Consider the following 18925-nt stretch of genomic DNA (forward strand, 5'->3'; position numbering starts at 1 on the left):
TAGTCCCGACAGATTCGGAACTTCCACCCGCCGTCGAGCACGCTACCTTTTGTGGAGCCGCAGCGCAACGCTAAGCAATGTGTTGCGCTAGGCTTGTGTTCCGTCCGAGAGTGGCACGTCCTCGCGCCGCCGCGTCGCGAAAGGTCACGTATGCCCCCCTTCACCGGCGGCGATCTGCTCGTCTCCGCCCTCCGCAGTGAGGGCGTGTCCACCGTCTTCGGCCTCCCGGGCATTCAGCTTGACCCGGTCATGGAGGCGATGTACCAACAGCGCGAGGACATCGGCTTCCTGGCCGTCCGCCACGAGCAGTCGGCAACCTACATGGCCGACGGCTACGCGCGGGTCTCCGGCAAGCCGGGCGTGGCCATGGTGGTTCCCGGTCCCGGCGTGCTCAATGCCGGGGCAGGTTTAGCGACCGCGTACGCGTGCTCCTCTCCGGTGCTCCTGATCGCCGGGTCCATCGAGTCCTCGATGCGGGGCCGGGGGCTGGGCGCCCTGCACGAGATCCCCGGGCAGAGCGAGCTGCTGTCCTCCTTGACCAAGTGGTCGGCAATCGCCCGCCACCCGGACGAGGTGCCGGAGCTGGTGCACGAGGCCTTCTTCCAGCTGCGTTCCGGGCATCCGCGCCCGGTCGCCCTGGAGGTGCCGCCGGACGTCATGCGCGCGACGACCACGGTGTCGGCCGGCTCTCCTCGCACTCCGCACCGCATCTCCCCCGACCCCGGCACGATCCGCCACATCGCGGAGCTGATCACCCAGTCCCGCCGCCCCTTCCTGTACGCCGGCGGCGGAGCCCTGGCATCCGACGCCGGAACCCCCCTCCTCGCTCTGGCCGAAGCCCTGGGCATCCCGATCGTGACCACCCGCAACGGGCGAGGCGTCCTGGATTCGCGGCATCCGCTCGTCTTCGATCCCCTCGCGCTCCGCCGCTTCAGTGCGGAGGCCGATCTCGTGATCGCGTTCGGCACGCGCCTGGGCAGCGGGGATGGCGGCGCATCCGAGATGGGGGACGCACCCCTGGTCATGATCAACGTCGATCAAGGAACGTTCCGGTTTCCTCGCCCCGTGGACGTCGGCCTGTATTCCGACGCGGCGCTCGCCGCCGAATCCCTCCTCGCGGAGCTCGACGCCTCCGACGTACGTCCCGACTTCGAGTGGGGCGACATTCCCGCGCAGATCGCCGACTGGACGAGGCAGCAGTTCCAGAGCATCGCACCGCAGATGGAGTACCTCGCCGCCATCCGGGCCGCGCTGCCCGACGACGGTGTGCTCGTCAGCGAGTACACCCAGGTGGGGTACGTGGCGAGCATCGCCTTTCCGACCCATCGCCAGCGGGGTTTCATCTCCCCGGGGTATCAGGGCACGCTGGGCTACGGCTTCGCCACCGCGCTCGGCGCCCAGGTCGCCGCCGGCTCGTCGCCCGTGGTGTCGATCAACGGCGACGGCGGCTTCTCCTGGACGCTCTCGGAACTGTCCACCGCGAAGAAGTACGGCATCCCCCTCACCATCGTCGTCTTCAACGACGGCTACTTCTTCAACGTGCACCGCATGCAGCGTGAGAACTTCGACGCACACCACATCGCGACCGACCTGGTGAACCCGGACTATGTCGAGCTCGCCCGTGCTTTCGGCATCGAGGCGACGCGCGTGCACGGGGCAGCCGACCTCGGCGAGGCGATCGCCGGAGCGACGCGGTCGGGGCGCCCGCAGCTCATCGAGGTCGCTGTGGGCGAGTTCCCGAGCCCCTGGCATCTCATCGACATTTGACCTTCTCGACCCCATCCGGAAGCAGGCAACGATGATCACGGACACCGAGCAGACCGAGCTGGAGCGGATCGTCGCGCGCGCCGAGGCGGCGGCCGCACCGCTGGCCCTCACCGCGCCCTCCCTCCGCGCCGCAGCGCTGACCGCGGCCGCCCACGCGCTCGAGTCGCACCGGGACGAGCTCGCCGCGATCGCTGCGGTGGAGACCGGCCTCGGGCTGGAGCGGCTCTCCGGCGAGGTCACGCAGGCCGCCGTCCAGTTGAAGATCCACGCCGCCGCCGTTCAGGGTGGCGAGTTCTTCGACGCCCGGATCGATGAGGCCGATGAGGATTACGGCCTCGGCCCCCGGCCGGACCTGCGTCGCTACCTGGCACCGGTGGGGCCGGTGCTGAATTTCGCCGCGAGCAACTTCCCCTTCGCCTTCTCCGTCGCCGGCGTCGACACCGTCTCGGCGCTGGCCGCGGGATGCCCCGTGATCGTCAAGGCGCACCCGGGCCACCCGGAGACGTCGCTGCGCACGTTCCAGCTCCTCACCGCGGCCCTCACCGGAGCAGGGCTGCCGGAACATTCGGTGCAGGTCGTCTTCGGTCAGGAGGCGGGGCTGTTCCTCCTGCGGCATGAGAGCGTTCAGGCGGCGAGCTTCACGGGATCCGTCCGGGCCGGGACGTATCTCGCGCGCATCGCGGCCGATCGTCCGCGTCCGATCCCGTTCTTCGGTGAGCTCGGAAGCGTGAACCCCGTCGTCGTCACCCCCGCCGCAGCCGCGGAGCGCGGAGCGGACATCGCTCGCGGCTTCGTGGAGGCGTTCAGCTGGTCGGCCGGACAGGTGTGCACGAAGCCCGGCGTGCTCCTGGTTCCGCGCGGCTTCGACTTCGACGCCGAATTCGTGGCGGCGGCCGAGGTCACGGACGAACACCGCCTCCTTCACCCCGGTATCGGGACCGCCTTCGCGGAGCGACGCGCCGATATCTCCGGGATCGACGGCATCCGTGTCATCGCTCCGGGCGGCTACCGGGCTGATGAAGACGCCAACGGCTGGGCGAAGCCGACGGTGATCGCCACCGACATCGACACGCTCGTGCGGGAGCCCGCGCTCGGCGAAGAGGCATTCGGTCCACTCGGTCTCGTCGTCGAGTACGACGAACTCGCGCAGATCGCCGGCGCCCTCGCGCAGGTCTTCACCGGCAACCTCACCTCGACGATCATGCGCGCCACCTCCGACGACCTCGAGCAATTGCGCGCGCTCGCCGTCACGATGCAGTCACGGGCGGGGCGCGTGGTCTTCGACGCCTGGCCGATGGATGTGCACATCACGTGGGCGCAGCAGCACGGTGGCCCCTGGCCGGCCTCCACCAACGACTCCTCCGTGTCGACCTCGGTCGGCCCGCTTGCGGTACGTCGCTTCATGCGCCCCTCGACCTGGCAGGACGCTCCAGAAGAGCTCCTGCCCGCACCGATTCAGAGCGCGAACCCGTGGGGGGTCCCGCAGCGGATCAGCCGCGCGGGCGAGAGCGCGACCTGGCCTGTATGACGCCCCCGCCCCCGCGCGCCGTCCGGCGCGCGGGGGCGGCGCGCATCACTCGCGCAGATCCAGCCAGCGCACCTCTTCGGGCGTCAGCTCGATACCGAGCGCATCCATCGAGGTGCGCGTTTCGGTGAGCGTGCGCGGACCGAACAGCGGGAACGTGGGGAACGGCTGCTGGAGCACGTACGCCAGCGCGATCGCCGTCGCCTGCACTCCGCGGGTGTCGCCGAGTTCGCGGGCACGCCGCTGACGCTCGAAGTTGCCGTCACCGTAGTAGCACCGCACGAGCTGGGGATCCGAGAGGTCGGCCTTGTTCCCGCGGCTGAAGAACCCACGTGCCTGCGAAGACCACGGGAAGAGCGCGGTCTGCGTCCGCTCCAGCCACTGCTTCGACGCGGGGTCGGTCGCGTGACGGCACCCCGCCCAGGGCAGGTCGTACGCCTCGGCGAGTCCGAAGTGATTGCTGAGCAGGGTGAACCCCTGCTTGCCGTGCGCGGCGGCGTACGCGTTGGCCTCATCGATGCGCTCGATGCTCCAGTTCGATCCGCCGAAGGCCCGGATCCGCCCCGCCCGATAGTGCTCATCCAGCACGTCGACGAACTCCCCCACGGGCACCTCGAGGTTGTCCCGGTGCAGGAAGTAGAGATCGGCGTGATCAGTCTGGAGCCGGTCGAGGCTCGTCATCAGCTCGGTCGTGACCGCCGCGGGGTTGCAGTTCGGCGTGTGCGCACCCTTCGCAATCACCACCAGCTCGTCCCGGTTGCCGCGATTGCGCATCCACTGACCCAGCAGGGTCTCCATGATGCCCCGGCCATACTCGTAGGCGGTGTCGAAGGTGTTGCCGCCCTGCTCGACATAGTCGTCGAACATCACGGTGGCCTGCGCGAGGGTCCGCTGGTTGTCCACGCCCATGACCAGGCGGGAGATGTCTTTGTCCACCCCGGGCACCCGGCCGTACGACATCACACCCCGGCGGGCGGGCCGCACCCGGCCGCTCACCGGGGGCATGGGCGCATCGCTGCGCTCGAAGGGGTACTGCAGGCCGAGGGCATCCCGCCAGCGCTGCTGCAGATCGGCGACGCCCTGCGATTCGCTCCACGGCATCTCCGGAGCCTGACCGGATCCGTTCGACGCCGCCTCTGCGAGCGCGTCCGCCTCCCACGCGTATGCGGCCGCGGGTGGGATGTGGACCTCCTCGACCGGTGCGCCCGTCCGGGACACCACGATCACCGAGCCCTCTTCGGGGCTCGGGACCCACGGCGCGGGCACAGTGATCGTGCCGCCGCTGCCGACCACCCGCACACGGTGCGGCTCGCGCAGCTTCACGCCGGTCGTCAGGTGTGCGGAGATGGCACCGAAACCGACGGTGGCGGTGGCCCACTCGTCCACTCCGGTCGATCCGACGGTGCCCGCCGCGGCAAACGCCGTGGGTTCGGGCGACTCGCCCGCTGCAATCGCGATCGCACGGGCCAGCGACAAGGGGTACCCGCCCACGTCGAGAATGCCGCCGCCGGCGAGGTCGGCGTCGAGAAGGCGGCCGGTCATGGCCGGAGTGTGGAAGGAGAAGGATGCCTCGACGTGCGTGATCTGACCGATCGCTCCCTCGCGCACCAGGTCGAGCAGGCGCGCGGTCTGCGGGTGGAAGCGGTACATGAAGCCCTCGAGCAGGGCCACACCGTTGCGGCGGGCTGCTTCGATGATCGCCATCGTGAACGGCGCGTTCGGGGAGAGGGGCTTCTCGCACAGCACGTGCTTGCCCGCCTCCGCAGCCTTGATGGCCCACTGGGGATGCGACGTGTGGACCGTCGCGATGTAGACGGCATCCACGTCGGGGTCGCGGAGCAACTCCTCGTAGTCGGCGTAGCTGCGGTCCGCGCCGAATTCGTCGGCGAACTGCTTCGCGCGGTCACCGTCACGGCTGGCCACGGCGACCAGCCTCCCGCGGCGGCTCAGGGGCAGCTCGCGCGCGAAGCTCCGCGCGATCGTGCCCGGTCCGATGATTCCCCAGCCCAGTACGTCTTCTGTCATCGTGTCCTCCGTCATTTCGGGTTCTCGCCCTCGTTCGTCTCGGGCGTGCGCCCGGTGTGGTTCAGCAGGTCGTCGGCGTGTTCCGACGCGACGCCGAATTCTCGGACCGCGCCGGTGTCCACGCGCCCGAGCCGGAGGTCGGCGCGCAGCGCTCGCCACGCGGCGCGGTGGCCGGTCTCGTAGATGGTGGGGAGGAGGCGCTCAGCGCCCTCGTCACCGATCACGGCGAGCGCGGGTCGCGCCGACCGTCCGCCGTACAGGTGCAGCGCCGCGCGACCGCGGTGCGACAAGCGGCGGATCCGGATGCTCGCGTCGGAAACCTGCGAGCGCACCGCCGACAGGACCAGGGGCGCGGGCGTCTCCGGTCGACCGATGTACCCCGAAGCGCTGTAGGCGTCCGCGGTCGCACTGATCCGGGTGATTCGGACGTGGCGCCCGAGGGCTCGGGCCGCGACATCGAGCTGTGCGGCAAGCGTGTCGCGCAGCGATGACGCGCGCGGCACCACGGCGTGGGCATCGGCGAGAACGACCGCGTCGGTCAGGCCCGCCACCGTCGTGGCGAAGCCGTCGACGGCGGGGTCGTCCCTCCATCCGCGCCCCAGACGCAACGCGGTGCCTGCCCGCTCGGCCGCCACGCATAGGCCTTCGACGTCCGACGCCGGGGCCGGGTCCGAGACGAACACCGCGGCGGCGCCGGCCGTGATCGCCGCGATCGCTCGGCGAGGCCAGTCGGCCGCTCCGTCCAGAGCCACCACGTCGCCATCCGGTCGCACACAAAACGACAGGGGCAGGCTCGCCAGGGTCGCCGCGATGCGCTCGCGGATCTCGGCGGCCCCGTCGATCCGCACGAAGACGGGGGCGTCACCACTCACGCGGCGGCCTCCACGTACGCGCCGGCCCGGTCGGCCACCATCACCGCGAAGCACAAGTCATCCACAAGCACGTCCAGCTCGGCCGGGTCGAAGATCGAACCGGTCGCCAGGTCGTGGACACGGCTCCACTCGCGCTCATATCCGTTCGCCTCGTCATCGCCCGACACCCGCCGCTCGCCGGCCCGACGGAGGCATGCCGTGGCTGATCCGGCGTGGACGTACGACGGCGGAAAGGTGATGGCGAGTGCGGCGTCCGAACCGACCGCCTCGAACTCCCACTCGGGCGCCCAATGCGAGCGGAACGAGCCCACGATCTGCGCGAGGCGGTCGCCTGCGCGTAGCAGCACCGCATATCCCACTGGATGCAGCAGCTGCGCCGAGATGACCTCCAGGTCGCGCCACTGCGGGAGGAATGTGCGTACAAGCGGGAGGTCGTGGATCGCCAGCCCCAGCAGTCGCGCCGAGATCGCGGCGGCCCGCGCCTCGGGCGAGCCGACGTCCCGGCTCGGGATCTCGGTCGGGTGGGGCACTTCCGTGCTCCACCCCTCGAACCTGTCATTCGTGGGCAGCACGATGCTCGATCGCACCAGCCGGACATCGTCGGGGAGGTTCTCCCACTCGGCTCTGGCCCAGGTCCATGCCGGGTCGTAGGTGTGCATTGCTCCCACCACCACGGGGACGCCCGTCCGTCGCGAACTCTCGGCGATGCGCTCGGCTTCGTCGGCGCTCGTGGCGAACGGCTTCTCGCAGAGCACCGCCGCCTTCCCCGCTTCGCACGCCGCGATGACGTGCTCGGCGTGGAAGCGGTGCGGGCTGCAGACGGCCACGACATCCACGTCGTCGTCAGAGAGGAGGTCGTCGATCGAGGTCGACCAGCGCGCCGCCGCGGATTCCGCCACGGAGCGGACAGCACGAGAATCCACATCCGTGATGTGGCGCACCTCGAACAGCTCCGGGATCCTTGCCAGCGTCGGAAGGTGAATTCCTCTGACGACCGAGCCGGATCCCACGATGCCCACGCCGAGTGCTGGCAATCGTGACCCTCCGATCCGCCCTCGTGGAACGCATTACAACGCACAACTTTACACAATGCGCCCGATGTTGTTGCGTGCGAGAATGATCGCAGCGCCGTGGATCGGCGAAAAAGGGGACCTGATGAAGCACACACCGCACTTCATGCTCGAGGACGTCGCGGAGGTCAAGCGCCTCGTCCAGGAGAACCCGTGGGTGACGATCGTCTCGCCCGTCGGCGGCTCGGTCGTCGCTTCCCACTACCCCGCCCTCCTCGAGGAGAGCGGGGACGACTCCATCACCCTCCTCAGTCATGTGGGCAGGCCGGACGAGGAGCTCCACGAGCTCGGGCGCCAAGAGGTGCTGATCATCGTGCAGGGCCCCCACGGCTACATCTCTCCGAGCTGGTACCCGTCCGGCGGATTCATCCCCACGTGGAATCACGTGACGGCGCACCTGTACGGCAGGCCCGAGATCCTGTCGCCGGAAGACAACTTCCGATCTCTGAACCGGCTCGTGGATCACTTCGAGGAGCCGGTGGCCGACCCCCGCGGTCTCTCGCAGGATCTCGACTTCGCTCAGGGGATGGCGCGGGGAACCATCGGCGTCCGCATTCCGATCACGCGCTTCGACGCCCGCCTCAAGCTCAGTCAGAACAAGTCGAGCGACGACATTCAGGGAGTCCTCTCCGGACTCGAAGGAACCGGACCGTACGCGAACCCGGCGCTGGCAGCCGAAATGCGTCGCATCCACCGCTGACCGCTCCGCCGCGCCGTCGGCTCTTCCGGGCCGGAAGCAGGCCTGCCCGAACCGGACAATTCGTTGCGCAATAACGTCCGGCTGATGCGTAAACTGGCGCCATGGATCATGCCTCTCCCGAGCCGGCGAGCGCCATCGTCAACTACCGAAAGCTCGTGCGGATCCCCACGATGTCTCGTCTGGACTCTGCCGACGTGGACTGGGCTCCGTTCGACGAGTTCCTGCGTGTCCTCCCCGAGCTCTACCCCACCCTGCACGCCACCCTCGAGCGGGAGGTCGTGAAGGGGCATTCCCTGCTCTTCCGCTGGCGGGGGACCGAGGAGGGGGCGCCCTCGGTTCTGATGGCGCACTACGACGTCGTCGGTGCGAGCGACGAGGGCTGGAGCACGCCGCCGTTCGCGGCCGACGTGGTCGGGAGCGGCGACGAAGCGACCGTCGTCGGCCGGGGCGTCATCGACGACAAGGCGTCACTCGTGGGGATCCTCGAAGCCGTCGAAGCCGCGCTCCGCAGCGGTCATACCCCGAGTAACGACATCTACGTCGCCCTCAGCCACAACGAAGAGATCCTCGGCGACGCCACGCCCGCGATCGTCGCCCTGCTGCAGGCGCGGGGCATTCGGCCGGGATTCGTCCTGGACGAAGGCGGCATCGTGGGCGAGAGCATCTTTCCGGGCGTCCCGGACGATGTCGTCTACGTCGGCGTGAGCGAGAAGGGGACCGCGACGATCCGGCTGACCTTCACGGCGCCGGGTGGCCACGCCTCCGTGCCACCGGAGGTGACATCCACCACGCGACTGGCGCATGCGCTCACCGCGATCGACGACGCCGGCAGCGTTCCGGTGCTCAATGACGTCACACGACGGATGATCGCCACCATCGGCCCGGTCGCGACCGGCCCGGTGCGCCGCGCCGCGGAGATGCTGGATACGGACGAAGATGCCGCCATCGCCGAGTTCGCCTCCGTCAGCCGCGACGCCCATGCGATGGTCCACTCGGCATCCCTCGCGACGATGCTCAGCGCAGGAGAAGCGCCCAACGCGGTGCCCGAGCGCGCGAGCGCCGTGGTGAACGTCCGTGTCGCCGTCGGCCACCGCGCAACGGACATGGTGGACAGGGTGAGAGCCGCCGTCGCCGACACCGGCGCGCTCTTCGAGGTCGTGCAGTGCCTCGATCCGGTCCCTCCCGCGCGAGCGGACGGCCCGGTCTGGGAACGACTGGAAGCGGCGATCACGGCCGTGTACGGCGAGGTCCTCGTGGTGCCCTATGTGAACAACGGCGGGACGGACAGCCGCAACTACAGCGCCATCAGCGACCACGTCTACCGATTCAACCCGTACGCGATGACGTTGGCGGAACGGCGCAGCATCCACGCCGTCGATGAGCGGCTGCGATTGTCGTCCTTCACCGAAGGCCTGACCTTCTACAGCGAACTCCTCGCGCGGCTCTGAGACCGCCGCCTATCCGGCGGGCCGGTGCTCCACGGCCCGGGCCAGCTGCGCCAGCGACGAGATCATCGCCCCCACGTGCACGTCCTGGTCGATTCCGTCCGGCACCTCGGTAGCCTCCACGGACACCAGGGTGCCGGTCGCCTCCGGCTGGAAGATCCAGGTCATCCGCATCGTGCCGGCGAAGCCCTGATCAGCGGAGGGGAAATCCACCTCCTCCACCAGACGCCGGGGCGTCTCGACCGCCACCCGGCGGACGACGGCGAGGTCGGTGTCGGGCGACGACTTGCCCCCTCCCTCGGGCGGACGGTCGTACGTGAGCACCATCCGGTACCCGCGCTCGGCATCGAATTCCTCGAGCCGGCCGCTCATGCCCTCCGGCGGGATCCACGCGACGAAGAGGTCGGGATCGGTGAACGCACGGAACACGCGGTCGGGGTCGGCGGTGATGTGGCGGGTGGCCCGGTCGGCGCGCATGGCGACACGCTACGCCGCGGAACCGGCGATGTCGGCGGGCACGCGTAGCCTGAACCCATGCCCGCCCGAAAGACCGTGACCGCCGCCTCCTACCGGTGCACGGAGTGCGGGTGGACGACCCTGAAGTGGGCCGGCCGCTGCGGCGAATGCCAGCAGTGGGGCACCGTGGTCGAAGCCGCCGAGCAGACCGGCATCAGCCGCAGCCTGACCCCGATCGCGCCCGGCGCCGCTCGCGCGGCGCGCCCGATCACCGCGATCGACACGCAGGATGCGCCGCGGCGCACCAGCGGCGTCGGCGAGTTCGACCGCGTCCTCGGCGGCGGTGTGGTGCCGGGGGCGGCGATCCTCCTCAGCGGCGAACCCGGCGTCGGCAAGTCCACCCTGCTGCTCGAAGTCGCCGCGCAGAGCGCCCGGGCCGGGCGACGCGTCTTGTACGCGAGCGCGGAAGAGTCCACCGCGCAAGTCCGCCTCCGGGCCGAGCGCACCGGCGCGCTCCACGATGAGCTCTATCTGGCGGCCGAGACCGATCTCGCGACCATCCTGGGGCACATCGACGCTGTTCAGCCCGAGCTGCTGATCGTCGACTCGGTCCAGACGGTGTCCTCAGCGCTCAGCGACGGGGCCGCGGGCCAGCCCAGTCAGGTGCGCGAAGTGGCCTCGACTCTCATCCGTGTCGCGAAGGAGCGGTCGCTTCCGGTCATCATCGTCGGTCACGTCACCAAAGACGGCTCCATCGCCGGCCCCCGTATCCTCGAGCACCTCGTCGATGTGGTCTGCCACTTCGAGGGCGATCGTCAGACGTCGCTGCGGTTCGTGCGCGCGCTGAAGAACCGGTTCGGCCCGACCGACGAAGTGGGATGCTTCGACATGACCGGCGCGGGGATCGCCGAGGTTCCCGACCCCAGCGCGCTCTTCCTCGGCCACGGCGATCCTGTCCCGGGCACGTGCGTGACCATCGCCCTCGAGGGCCGCCGGGCGCTTCCCGTGGAGGTGCAGGCGCTGACGATCGACTCGACGGCGCCCAACCCGCGCCGGATCGTCAACGGCGTGGACTCTGCCCGCGTGGCGATGGTGCTCGCCGTGCTGGAGCGGCGTGCCGGCATCAAGGTGTCAGACAAGGACGTCTACGTGTCGACCGTGGGCGGGGTGCGGCTCAGCGAACCCGCCGCCGACTTGGCGATCGCGATCGCCGTCGCCAACGCGGTCCGCGACCGCACCATCTCTCACCGGACCGTCGCGATCGGCGAGCTGACGCTGACGGGCGAGATCCGGCCGGTCACCCAATCCGCTCAGCGTGCGAACGAAGCATCCCGTCTCGGCTACCAGCTGGTGCTCGACGCGGGCTCCCGGTCGATCGATCGGGCGCTGCGCGACCTCCCGGTGCGACACCCTGTCGACCCGAAAGACCTTCCCGAGTTCTGACCTCGCCCCCGGTCGATCAGCGGCCGGGCGGGCCTGGGCGGCGACGGCGTTGCTGGGCGAAGCCGAGGACGACGGGGATGGCGAGGCCTGCGGCGCACACAGCGCCCGCGATCAGGTACTCCATGCACCGAGTCTGCCACCGCAGCCGCGGCGACGCGATTCGAGGCGGGGTGTCGCCGCTCAGACCTCGAGCGCGGCGAGCAGGTCGTCGGGCGACGCCTGCATCGGGTGCGGCCCGGCGATGTCGAGGAACACGGTCTTGATGTCCTCGCGATGGGCCTGCAGAAAGGCCCGCAGCCAGGCCGGTGACTGCAGAGCGATGTGCGGCGGGAGCGTCTCGGGCTTGTGCGCGGCGTCACTGAACAGCAGGAGCGCGATGTCGCCGTTGTCGGGGTCTCGGTAGGTCCACACCTCGCCCGCGTCCAGCGGGTTGTCGCGATCACCGGCGCGGAGGAGCGGAGCGACGGTGGGTCCATTACGCAGCGCGAACGCGACGGCGGCCATGTCCTGCGTCTGGAGGGCGTCGGTGAGCGCCGTGTTGCGGAACTCGAGCTCAGCGCGCCCCTTCCCCTTCTTCTTCGCCGCCATCCCCCCACCCTATCCGCCCGATCACGGACGGTTTTCGTCGCCGGGAACCGCGCCAGAGCGACGAAGATCGTCCGTCATCGGCCGGATCAGCCGAGGAAGCCGCGCAGCAGCGCCTCCGAACCGGCGAGGTGGTCGAGCGCGGCGGCGGATGCGGCATCCGCACGCCCCGCGAGGATCGCGGTGACCATGCTCTCGTGCTGGGCGTTGGAGTGCTCGATGTTGCGGAGCAGGAGGGGAAAGGTGTCGAGCCACGCGTTGATCCGCGCCCGGTTCTCCACCACCAGGGGCACGAGTGCGGGAATCCCCGCCAGCTCGGCGATCGTGAGGTGAAGCAGGGTGTCGGCGCGACGGTAGCCGTCCGGGCCGGCCGCGGTGGCCTCCTCGTGACGGGCCCACAACGCCTCCCGGTCGGCGGGTTCCAGCGCACGCGTGGCCGCGGCTCGCACCGCGCCCGCCTCCAGCACGCGCCGCATCCCCAGCACCTCGTCGAGCTCGGCAGGTTCCACGGCGGGCGGCTCGGTCGGCCGCGGCAGCGGGTCGGCGATGAACGTCCCCCCGTAGCGACCGCGGCGCGACTCGAGGAAGCCGGCGTCGGCCAGTTCGCGGATGGCTTCGCGCACGGTGTCGCGGCTGACGCCGTACAGGGCGGCGAGTTCACGCTCGGGAGGAAGCGACTCCCCGGGTCCGAGGACCCCGAGCCGCACCGTCTGCACGAGCCGGGCGACGGTGTCTTCCAGCGCATTCCCCTGGCGCACCGGCCGGTACACGGCACGGCGCACATCGTCGAGCGAAACGTCGGTCATCAGCGTGCGGCCATCATCGTCTACAGCGGTGTCACGTAGGCGTTGGTGATGCCTCCGTCGACGACGAAGGCGGTGGCGGTGATGAAGGACGCGTCATCCGAGGCGAGAAACGCCACGGCGCCGGCGAGCTCCTCCGGCTCGGCGAAGCGCCCCATCGGCACATGCACGAGACGGCGCTGCGCGCGCTCGGGGTCTTTCGAGAACAGCTCCTGCAGCAGCGGCGTGTTGACCGGTCCCGGGCACAGGGCGTTGACCCGGACGCCTTGCCGGGCGAACTGCACCCCGAGTTCGCGGGTCATCGCGAGCACGCCGCCTTTCGACGCGGTGTAACTGATCTGCGAGGTCGCCGAGCCGAGGAGCGCCACGAAGGAGGCGGTGTTGATGATCGATCCTGACCGCGCCGGGACCATGTGACGCAGCGCCGCTCGAGAGCACAGATACACACTCTTGAGGTTCACATCCTGCACGCGGTCCCATGACGGCAGCTCGGTGGTCTCGATCGAGTCGTCATCGGCGGGGGAGATGCCCGCGTTGTTGAACGCGATGTCGACGCGACCGAACTCCTCCGCGACGCCGTCGAACAGGGCGTTCACCCGGGCCTCGTCCGCCACGTCGACCGGTCGGAAGACACCGCCCACTTCGGATGCTGCGGCCTCACCGGCGCCGGGATCGACGTCGGCGATCACCACGCGCGCCCCTTCGGCGGCGAAGCGCCGGGCAGTCGCTAGGCCGATTCCGCCGGCCCCGCCGGTGATGATGGCGACCCGGTCCTGAAGGCGCTGCGTGAGGTCGACGGTCATGCGGGCTTCCTCCTGGGGAGTGCGGGATGCGGGAGTCACGAAGCATCCGTGGCATAGAAGACGTTCTTGGTCTCGGTGAAGTGCTCGGCGGCGTCGGGTCCGAGCTCGCGGCCCAGGCCGGAGGCCTTCATCCCGCCGAACGGAGTGGAATACCGCACCGATGCGTGCGAGTTCACCGACAGGACGCCGCTGCGGACAGCGCGGGAAACGCGTACCGCGCGGCCGAGGTTCTCGGTCCAGATGGATCCGGCCAGGCCGTAGATCGTGTCGTTCGCCAGGCGGATGGCATCGGCCTCGTCCTCGAACGGCAGGACCGCGACGACCGGCCCGAACACCTCCTCGCGGGCGATCCGGTCGCCCGGGTCGGCCAGCACGACGGCCGGCGCGAACCAGAACCCGTCCCCCTCCGGCGCGGAGCCGCGGAAGGCGATCCGGGCGCCGTCGAGGTAGGACGCGACCCTGTCGCGGTGAGCGGCGGAGATGAGCGGCCCCATGTCGGTCGACTCCTCGGCGGGGTTCCCGACGCGCCATGCCCGTACTGAGGGCTCGAGCAGCTCGAGGAACCGGTCGTAGACGCTCCGCTGCACCAGGAGGCGGCTTCGGGCGCAGCAGTCCTGACCGGCGTTGTCGAACACCGACGCGGGCGCGGCCGCGGCGGCCTTTTCGAGGTCGGCATCGGCGAACACGATGTTGGCGCTCTTGCCGCCGAGTTCGAGCGTGACGGGCTTCAGCATCCGCGCGCATCCGGCGGCGACGTCAATGCCGACCTCGGTGGAGCCGGTGAACACCACCTTCCGCACGTCGGGGTGCGAGACGAACCGCTGCCCGACGACCGAGCCCGAACCCGAGATGACTTCGAACAGCCCCTCCGGCAGTCCGGCCTCGAGCGCGAGCTCGCCCAGCCGCAGCGCCGTGAGCGGCGTGAGCTCGGCCGGCTTCAGCACGACGGCGTTGCCGGCGGCGAGCGCGGGCGCGAATCCCCACGAGGCGATCGTCATGGGGAAGTTCCACGGCACGATGACCCCCACCACCCCGTACGGTTCGTGGAAGGTGACGTCGAGCCCGCCCGCGACGGGAATCTGCCGCCCGGAGAGCCGCTCGGGCGCCCCCGCGGAGAAGTTCAGCACCTGGGCGACGTGCGCGGCTTCCCACCGCGCCGACCCGATCGGGTGCCCGGAGTTGCGCACCTCGAGGGTGGCGAGTTCTTCGACGTGCGCCTCGACGACACGAGCGAATGCGCGCAGCGCGTCGGCGCGGGCCGCCGGAGCCAGCGCCGCCCACACCCGCTGCGCCGCGACGGCGCGGGCCACGGCCGCTTCCACGTCCGCCAGCGAGGCGCGTGGCACGTCGCGGAAGGGCACGCCGGTGGACGGGTCGATCACGGTGAAGCTCACGAAACCACTGTTTCCTTTCGATGTTCGGCGTACGCGGCGGCAGCCGCGACGAGGCCGAGAAAAAGCCGCCGGTCGGCGGAATCCTGCTCGGGATGCCACTGCACGGCCACGAGGTAGTCGTCGCCCGGAAGCTCCACCGCCTGCACGAGCCCGTCATCGGTGCGGGCGGTGACGACAAGACCGCCTCCCAGTTCATCCACTCCCTGGTGGTGGTAGCTGTGCACGTCGAGCTCGTCGGCGCCGACCATCCCGGCCAGGCGCGTGCCGTCTCTCACGGTCACGGTGTTGGGTGCGAACACTCCCCCACCCACGCGGTACCGCTCGGTGCCGAGTACCTCGGGCAGGTGCTGGTGCAGCGTTCCGCCGAAGGCCACGTTGATCAGCTGCAGGCCGCGGCAGATTCCGAAGACCGGGATGCCCCGTTCCCGGGCTCCGCGGAGAAGCGCCAGTTCCCACGCATCGCGGTCGGGCCGCGCGATGTCGGTGAGCGGGTGGCGCTCGGCCCCGTAGAGCTCCGGGTCCACATCCCGCCCGCCGGTGAGGATGAGCCCGTCGAGGCCATCCAGCACGGCGTCGGCCGCGGCATCCGGCCTCGGCTGGGGCGGGAGCAGCACGGCCGCGGCGCCGGACGCGGTCACGGCCTCGAAGTACTGCTGCGGAAGGAAGGACGCCCGCACATCCCAGACGCCCTGCTTGGCCTGCTCGAGATAGGTGGTCAGCCCGACGACGGGCGACGCGTCAGAGCCGCTCGAAGCCACGGATCCGCTCCCAGTCGGTCACGGCGGCATCGAAGGCCTCGACCTCGATGCGCGCCTGATTCAGGTAGTGCTCGACGACCTCGTCGCCGAACGCCGCACGTGCCACCTGCGACTCGGAGAAGAGGCGTGCCGCCTCGCGCAGCGTCGTCGGCAGGTGATCGATGTCGGAGTCGTACGCATTGCCGGTGAGCGGGGCGGGCAGCGGCAGGGAATTCTGCACGCCGTGCAGCCCGCCGGCGATGATCGCGGAGATCGCCAGGTAGGGATTGACGTCTCCGCCGGGCACGCGGTTCTCCACGCGCAGTGACGCCCCGTGCCCCACGATACGCAGCGCGCACGTGCGGTTGTCGACCCCCCACGCGACCCCCGTGGGCGCGAAGGATCCCTTCGCGTAGCGCTTGTACGAGTTGATCGTGGGGGCGTACAGGAGGGTGAACTCACGGAGCGTCGCGAGGATGCCTGCGATCCAGTGCTCCATGAACGGACTGAACCCGTGGTCGCCGTCGCCGGCCATCACGGATGCTCCGTCCTCACCACGAACCGACAGGTGGATGTGGCAGCTGTTGCCCTCGCGCTCATTGAACTTCGCCATGAAGGTCAGCGACTTCCCGTGCGCGTCCGCGATCTCCTTGGCGCCGTTCTTGTAGATCGTGTGGTTGTCGGCGGTCTCGAGGGCCTCGGCAAAGCGGAACGCGATCTCCTGCTGCCCGAGATTGCACTCTCCCTTGACGCCTTCGCAGTACATGCCGGCGCCTTCCATCCCCCGGCGGATGTCGCGCAGCAGAGGCTCCATCCGCGTTGTGGCGAGGAGGTTGTAGTCGACGTTGTAGTCCGTGGACGGGGTGAGCCCGTCGTATCCCTTCGCCCATGCGGCGCGGAAGGAGTCGTCGAACACGATGAACTCGAGCTCGGTGCCCGCGAAGGCGACGAGGTTCTCGCGAGCGAGCCGCTGGCGCTGCGCGTTCAGGATGCCGCGGGGCGATGGCCCCACATCGGCGCCGCCGCCCACCCACCCGAGGTCGGCCATCACGAGCGCCGTGCCCGGTTGCCACGGGAGCCTGCGGAGGGTGGCGACGTCCGGGCGCAGCACCATGTCGCCATAGCCCTGTTCCCAGCCCGACATGGCGTAGCCGGCAACGGTATTGAGGTCGACATCGACGGAGAGGAGGTAGTTGCAGGCCTCGGCCCCGTGCGGCAGCACTTCATCGCGCCAGAACCGCCCGGCGACGCGCTTGCCCACCAACCGACCCTGCGCATCGGGGAAGGCCACGATCACCGTGTCGATCTCGCCCGCCTCGATCGCGGCATCCAGCTGCGTCGTCGTGAGATTGCCCGCCATGGGTGGTCCTTCCGTCGTGGCTCCGCCGCTCCAACTGTAAGAAGGAACTTACATGCAAAGGTAGACAGCCAGACCAATAGACCGTCACAATCATCCGCAAGGCGCGGGCGTGCGCCCACCCGATTCCAGCGGAGGTCGTATGTCTCAGTCCAGCGGAGCCGCGCGAAAGGTCGCCGGCGCCACCTATACCCGGGCCGGCGACGGCTACTTCGAAAAGCGCACGCTGAAGCGGTCGGCGGGGATCTGGGGCCTCTGGGGACTTGCGGTCGCCGCCGTCATCTCCGGCGACTTCTCCGGGTGGAACTTCGGCATCGACTTCGCCGGCTTCGGCGGGATGCTGATCGCCTTCGTCATCCTGGTCGCCATGTACTACGGCATGATCTTCTCGATCGGCGAGATGGCCGCGGCGATGCCGCACACCGGCGGCGCGTACTCCTTCGCCCGGTCGGCCATGGGCCCCTGGGGCGGTCTGGTCACCGGCGCCGCGGAGACGATCGAGTACGTGGCCACCACCGCCGTGATCGTCTTCTTCTCCGCGTCCTACGCCGACGCCATCACCGCGGAACTGCTCGGAGTGTCCATCCCCGCCTGGGTGTGGTGGATCATCCTGTACGCCGTCTTCATCGTGCTCAACGCCGCCGGCGCCGCCATCTCGTTCCGGTTCGCGATCGTCGTTTCCATCATCTCGATCGGCATCATCCTCGTTTACTCGGCGATGGCGGTCTTCTCCGGTGCGTTCTCATGGGATGCCCTGTGGGACATCGCGCCCGACCCGGGCCAGACGGCATTCCTCCCGCACGGGGTGCTGCCGATCCTGTTCGCGCTGCCGTTCGCGATGTGGTTCTTCCTCGGCATCGAAGAGCTGCCTCTTGCAGCCGAGGAATCGCACAACCCCGTGCGCGACATCCCGCGCGCCGGATTCTGGGCCCGCGGCACCCTCATCGTCACGGGCCTGCTCGTGCTCTTCCTCAACACCGGCGTTCTCGGCGCAGAGGCGACGGGGGTCGCCGGCGAGCCCCTCCTCGACGGGTTCCGGGCGATCGTGGGCGACGGTGCGGCGGCGGTGCTGGCGCTCTTCGCGCTGGTCGGGCTGCTGGCATCACTGCAGGGGATCATGTTCGCGTACGGGCGCAACATGTATTCGCTCTCGCGCGCCGGCTATTACCCGCGCTTCCTCTCCCTCACCGGTAAGCGTCAAACCCCCTGGGTCGCGCTCGTCGTGGGTGCCGCCATCGGGTTCGTGGCGCTTCTCGTTCTCGACGTCCTCACGCAGCTCAACGAGGATGCCGGGGCGGTGGCCGGCGCGATCGTCCTCAACATCGCCGTGTGGGGCGCCGTGGTCGCCTACCTGCTGCAGATGATCTCGTTCATCATCCTGCGGCGGAAGTACCCGAACGCCGACCGCCCGTACCGCAGCCCGTGGGGTATCCCCGGCGCCGTCATCGCGATCGTCGTGGCAGCGCTGATCTTCGTCGGGTTCCTTCTCAACCCGACGTTCCTTCCGGCCATCATCGCGATCGCCGTCGTGTACGTGGTGCTGCTGGTCGGATTCGGGGCGTTCTTCCGGCACCGCCTCATCCTCTCGCCCGAAGAGGAGTACGCCCTGTCCGGCGGGACGCACCGCGACCCGCAGGCGGAGGGATACGACGCCATGGAGCGCGAGGTGTTCGGCGCCTCGGATCCGGAGACGCGCGCCTGAGAACAGCACTTCGATGCCGCGGTCGACTGCCGACCGCGGCATCCGCGCGTGACGGCATCGCCGGCGCGGAGGCAAGGAGAGAGGCCCTCTCGGATCCTCCAGTTGGGGGCTGGCGGATTCGAGAGGGCCTCGAGGTTCCTGCGGACCGTGGGCTATGTGCGTTTGGGGAACGCTCGGCCGGCTGCTGGGGACAGCTTTACGATCCTCGATGCAGGAACGTATCTACCATAGCTTCACCGAA

General features: G+C 69.7%; 16 protein-coding genes. 6 read left to right on the forward strand and 10 right to left on the reverse strand.

Annotation, left to right across the window (positions count from 1 at the left end; all coding sequences use genetic code 11):
- The first annotated feature begins 150 nt into the window (after positions 1-150).
- Positions 151-1767: a thiamine pyrophosphate-binding protein gene (locus AC4FS2_RS17100; protein ID WP_491154843.1), complete on the forward strand. Its 1617-nt coding sequence runs from the start codon at positions 151-153 to the stop codon at positions 1765-1767.
- 31 nt (positions 1768-1798) lie between these two features.
- The gene (locus AC4FS2_RS17105) at positions 1799-3295 is read left to right on the forward strand and encodes an aldehyde dehydrogenase family protein (RefSeq protein ID WP_491154845.1); all 1497 of its coding nucleotides are present in this window, start codon (positions 1799-1801) and stop codon (positions 3293-3295) included.
- Between the two features lie 45 nt (positions 3296-3340).
- Here the strand turns inward: AC4FS2_RS17105 and AC4FS2_RS17110 are convergent, their stop codons facing one another.
- Genes AC4FS2_RS17110 through AC4FS2_RS17120 form a run of 3 tightly spaced genes read right to left on the reverse strand, consistent with a single transcriptional unit; the run spans position 3341 to position 7223 of the window.
- Entirely contained in the window at positions 3341-5317 is a 1977-nt protein-coding gene (locus tag AC4FS2_RS17110; RefSeq protein WP_491154847.1) for an aldo/keto reductase, read from the reverse strand.
- A gap of 11 nt (positions 5318-5328) precedes the next feature.
- Complete coding sequence (locus AC4FS2_RS17115; RefSeq protein ID WP_491154848.1) at positions 5329-6189, reverse strand: hypothetical protein; 861 nt, start codon at positions 6187-6189, stop codon at positions 5329-5331.
- On the reverse strand, positions 6186-7223 hold the full coding sequence (locus AC4FS2_RS17120) for a Gfo/Idh/MocA family protein (RefSeq protein WP_491154850.1): 1038 nt from the start codon (positions 7221-7223) through the stop codon (positions 6186-6188). Before AC4FS2_RS17120 ends, AC4FS2_RS17115 begins: the two co-directional genes overlap by 4 nt.
- A gap of 121 nt (positions 7224-7344) precedes the next feature.
- Here AC4FS2_RS17120 and AC4FS2_RS17125 point away from each other — a divergent pair, with 121 nt between their 5' ends.
- Both AC4FS2_RS17125 and AC4FS2_RS17130 read left to right on the forward strand, forming a co-directional pair.
- Entirely contained in the window at positions 7345-7959 is a 615-nt protein-coding gene (locus AC4FS2_RS17125; protein WP_491154851.1) for an FMN-binding negative transcriptional regulator, read from the forward strand.
- Positions 7960-8060: 101 nt separating this feature from the next.
- Entirely contained in the window at positions 8061-9407 is a 1347-nt protein-coding gene (locus AC4FS2_RS17130; RefSeq protein WP_491154853.1) for a M20/M25/M40 family metallo-hydrolase, read from the forward strand.
- Between the two features lie 9 nt (positions 9408-9416).
- Here the strand turns inward: AC4FS2_RS17130 and AC4FS2_RS17135 are convergent, their stop codons facing one another.
- Entirely contained in the window at positions 9417-9881 is a 465-nt protein-coding gene (locus tag AC4FS2_RS17135) for an SRPBCC domain-containing protein (RefSeq protein ID WP_491154855.1), read from the reverse strand.
- 57 nt (positions 9882-9938) lie between these two features.
- On the opposite strand from AC4FS2_RS17135, the gene radA reads away from it, so the two are divergent.
- Positions 9939-11303, forward strand: coding sequence for a DNA repair protein RadA (radA, locus tag AC4FS2_RS17140; protein WP_491177888.1), 1365 nt, complete (start codon positions 9939-9941; stop codon positions 11301-11303).
- Positions 11304-11483: 180 nt separating this feature from the next.
- Here the strand turns inward: radA and AC4FS2_RS17145 are convergent, their stop codons facing one another.
- From AC4FS2_RS17145 to AC4FS2_RS17170, 6 genes are all read right to left on the reverse strand, one after another.
- Positions 11484-11891, reverse strand: a complete 408-nt coding sequence (locus tag AC4FS2_RS17145) for a dehydrogenase (protein ID WP_491154858.1) — start codon at positions 11889-11891, stop codon at positions 11484-11486.
- Between the two features lie 86 nt (positions 11892-11977).
- The gene (locus tag AC4FS2_RS17150) at positions 11978-12694 is read right to left on the reverse strand and encodes a FadR/GntR family transcriptional regulator (protein WP_491154860.1); all 717 of its coding nucleotides are present in this window, start codon (positions 12692-12694) and stop codon (positions 11978-11980) included.
- 20 nt (positions 12695-12714) lie between these two features.
- On the reverse strand, positions 12715-13494 hold the full coding sequence (locus AC4FS2_RS17155; protein ID WP_491177890.1) for a 3-oxoacyl-ACP reductase: 780 nt from the start codon (positions 13492-13494) through the stop codon (positions 12715-12717).
- Between the two features lie 35 nt (positions 13495-13529).
- On the reverse strand, positions 13530-14888 hold the full coding sequence (locus AC4FS2_RS17160) for an aldehyde dehydrogenase family protein (protein ID WP_491154863.1): 1359 nt from the start codon (positions 14886-14888) through the stop codon (positions 13530-13532).
- Entirely contained in the window at positions 14885-15646 is a 762-nt protein-coding gene (locus AC4FS2_RS17165) for a gamma-glutamyl-gamma-aminobutyrate hydrolase family protein (protein ID WP_491154865.1), read from the reverse strand. The genes AC4FS2_RS17160 and AC4FS2_RS17165 overlap by 4 nt, the downstream gene beginning before the upstream one ends.
- The gene (locus tag AC4FS2_RS17170; RefSeq protein ID WP_491154867.1) at positions 15627-16985 is read right to left on the reverse strand and encodes a glutamine synthetase family protein; all 1359 of its coding nucleotides are present in this window, start codon (positions 16983-16985) and stop codon (positions 15627-15629) included. The genes AC4FS2_RS17165 and AC4FS2_RS17170 overlap by 20 nt, the downstream gene beginning before the upstream one ends.
- A gap of 139 nt (positions 16986-17124) precedes the next feature.
- Between AC4FS2_RS17170 and AC4FS2_RS17175 the strand changes: the two genes are divergently transcribed.
- The gene (locus AC4FS2_RS17175) at positions 17125-18684 is read left to right on the forward strand and encodes an amino acid permease (protein ID WP_491154869.1); all 1560 of its coding nucleotides are present in this window, start codon (positions 17125-17127) and stop codon (positions 18682-18684) included.
- Positions 18685-18925: the final 241 nt, after the last annotated feature.

Source organism: Microbacterium sp. Z10_103, assembly GCF_058310455.1.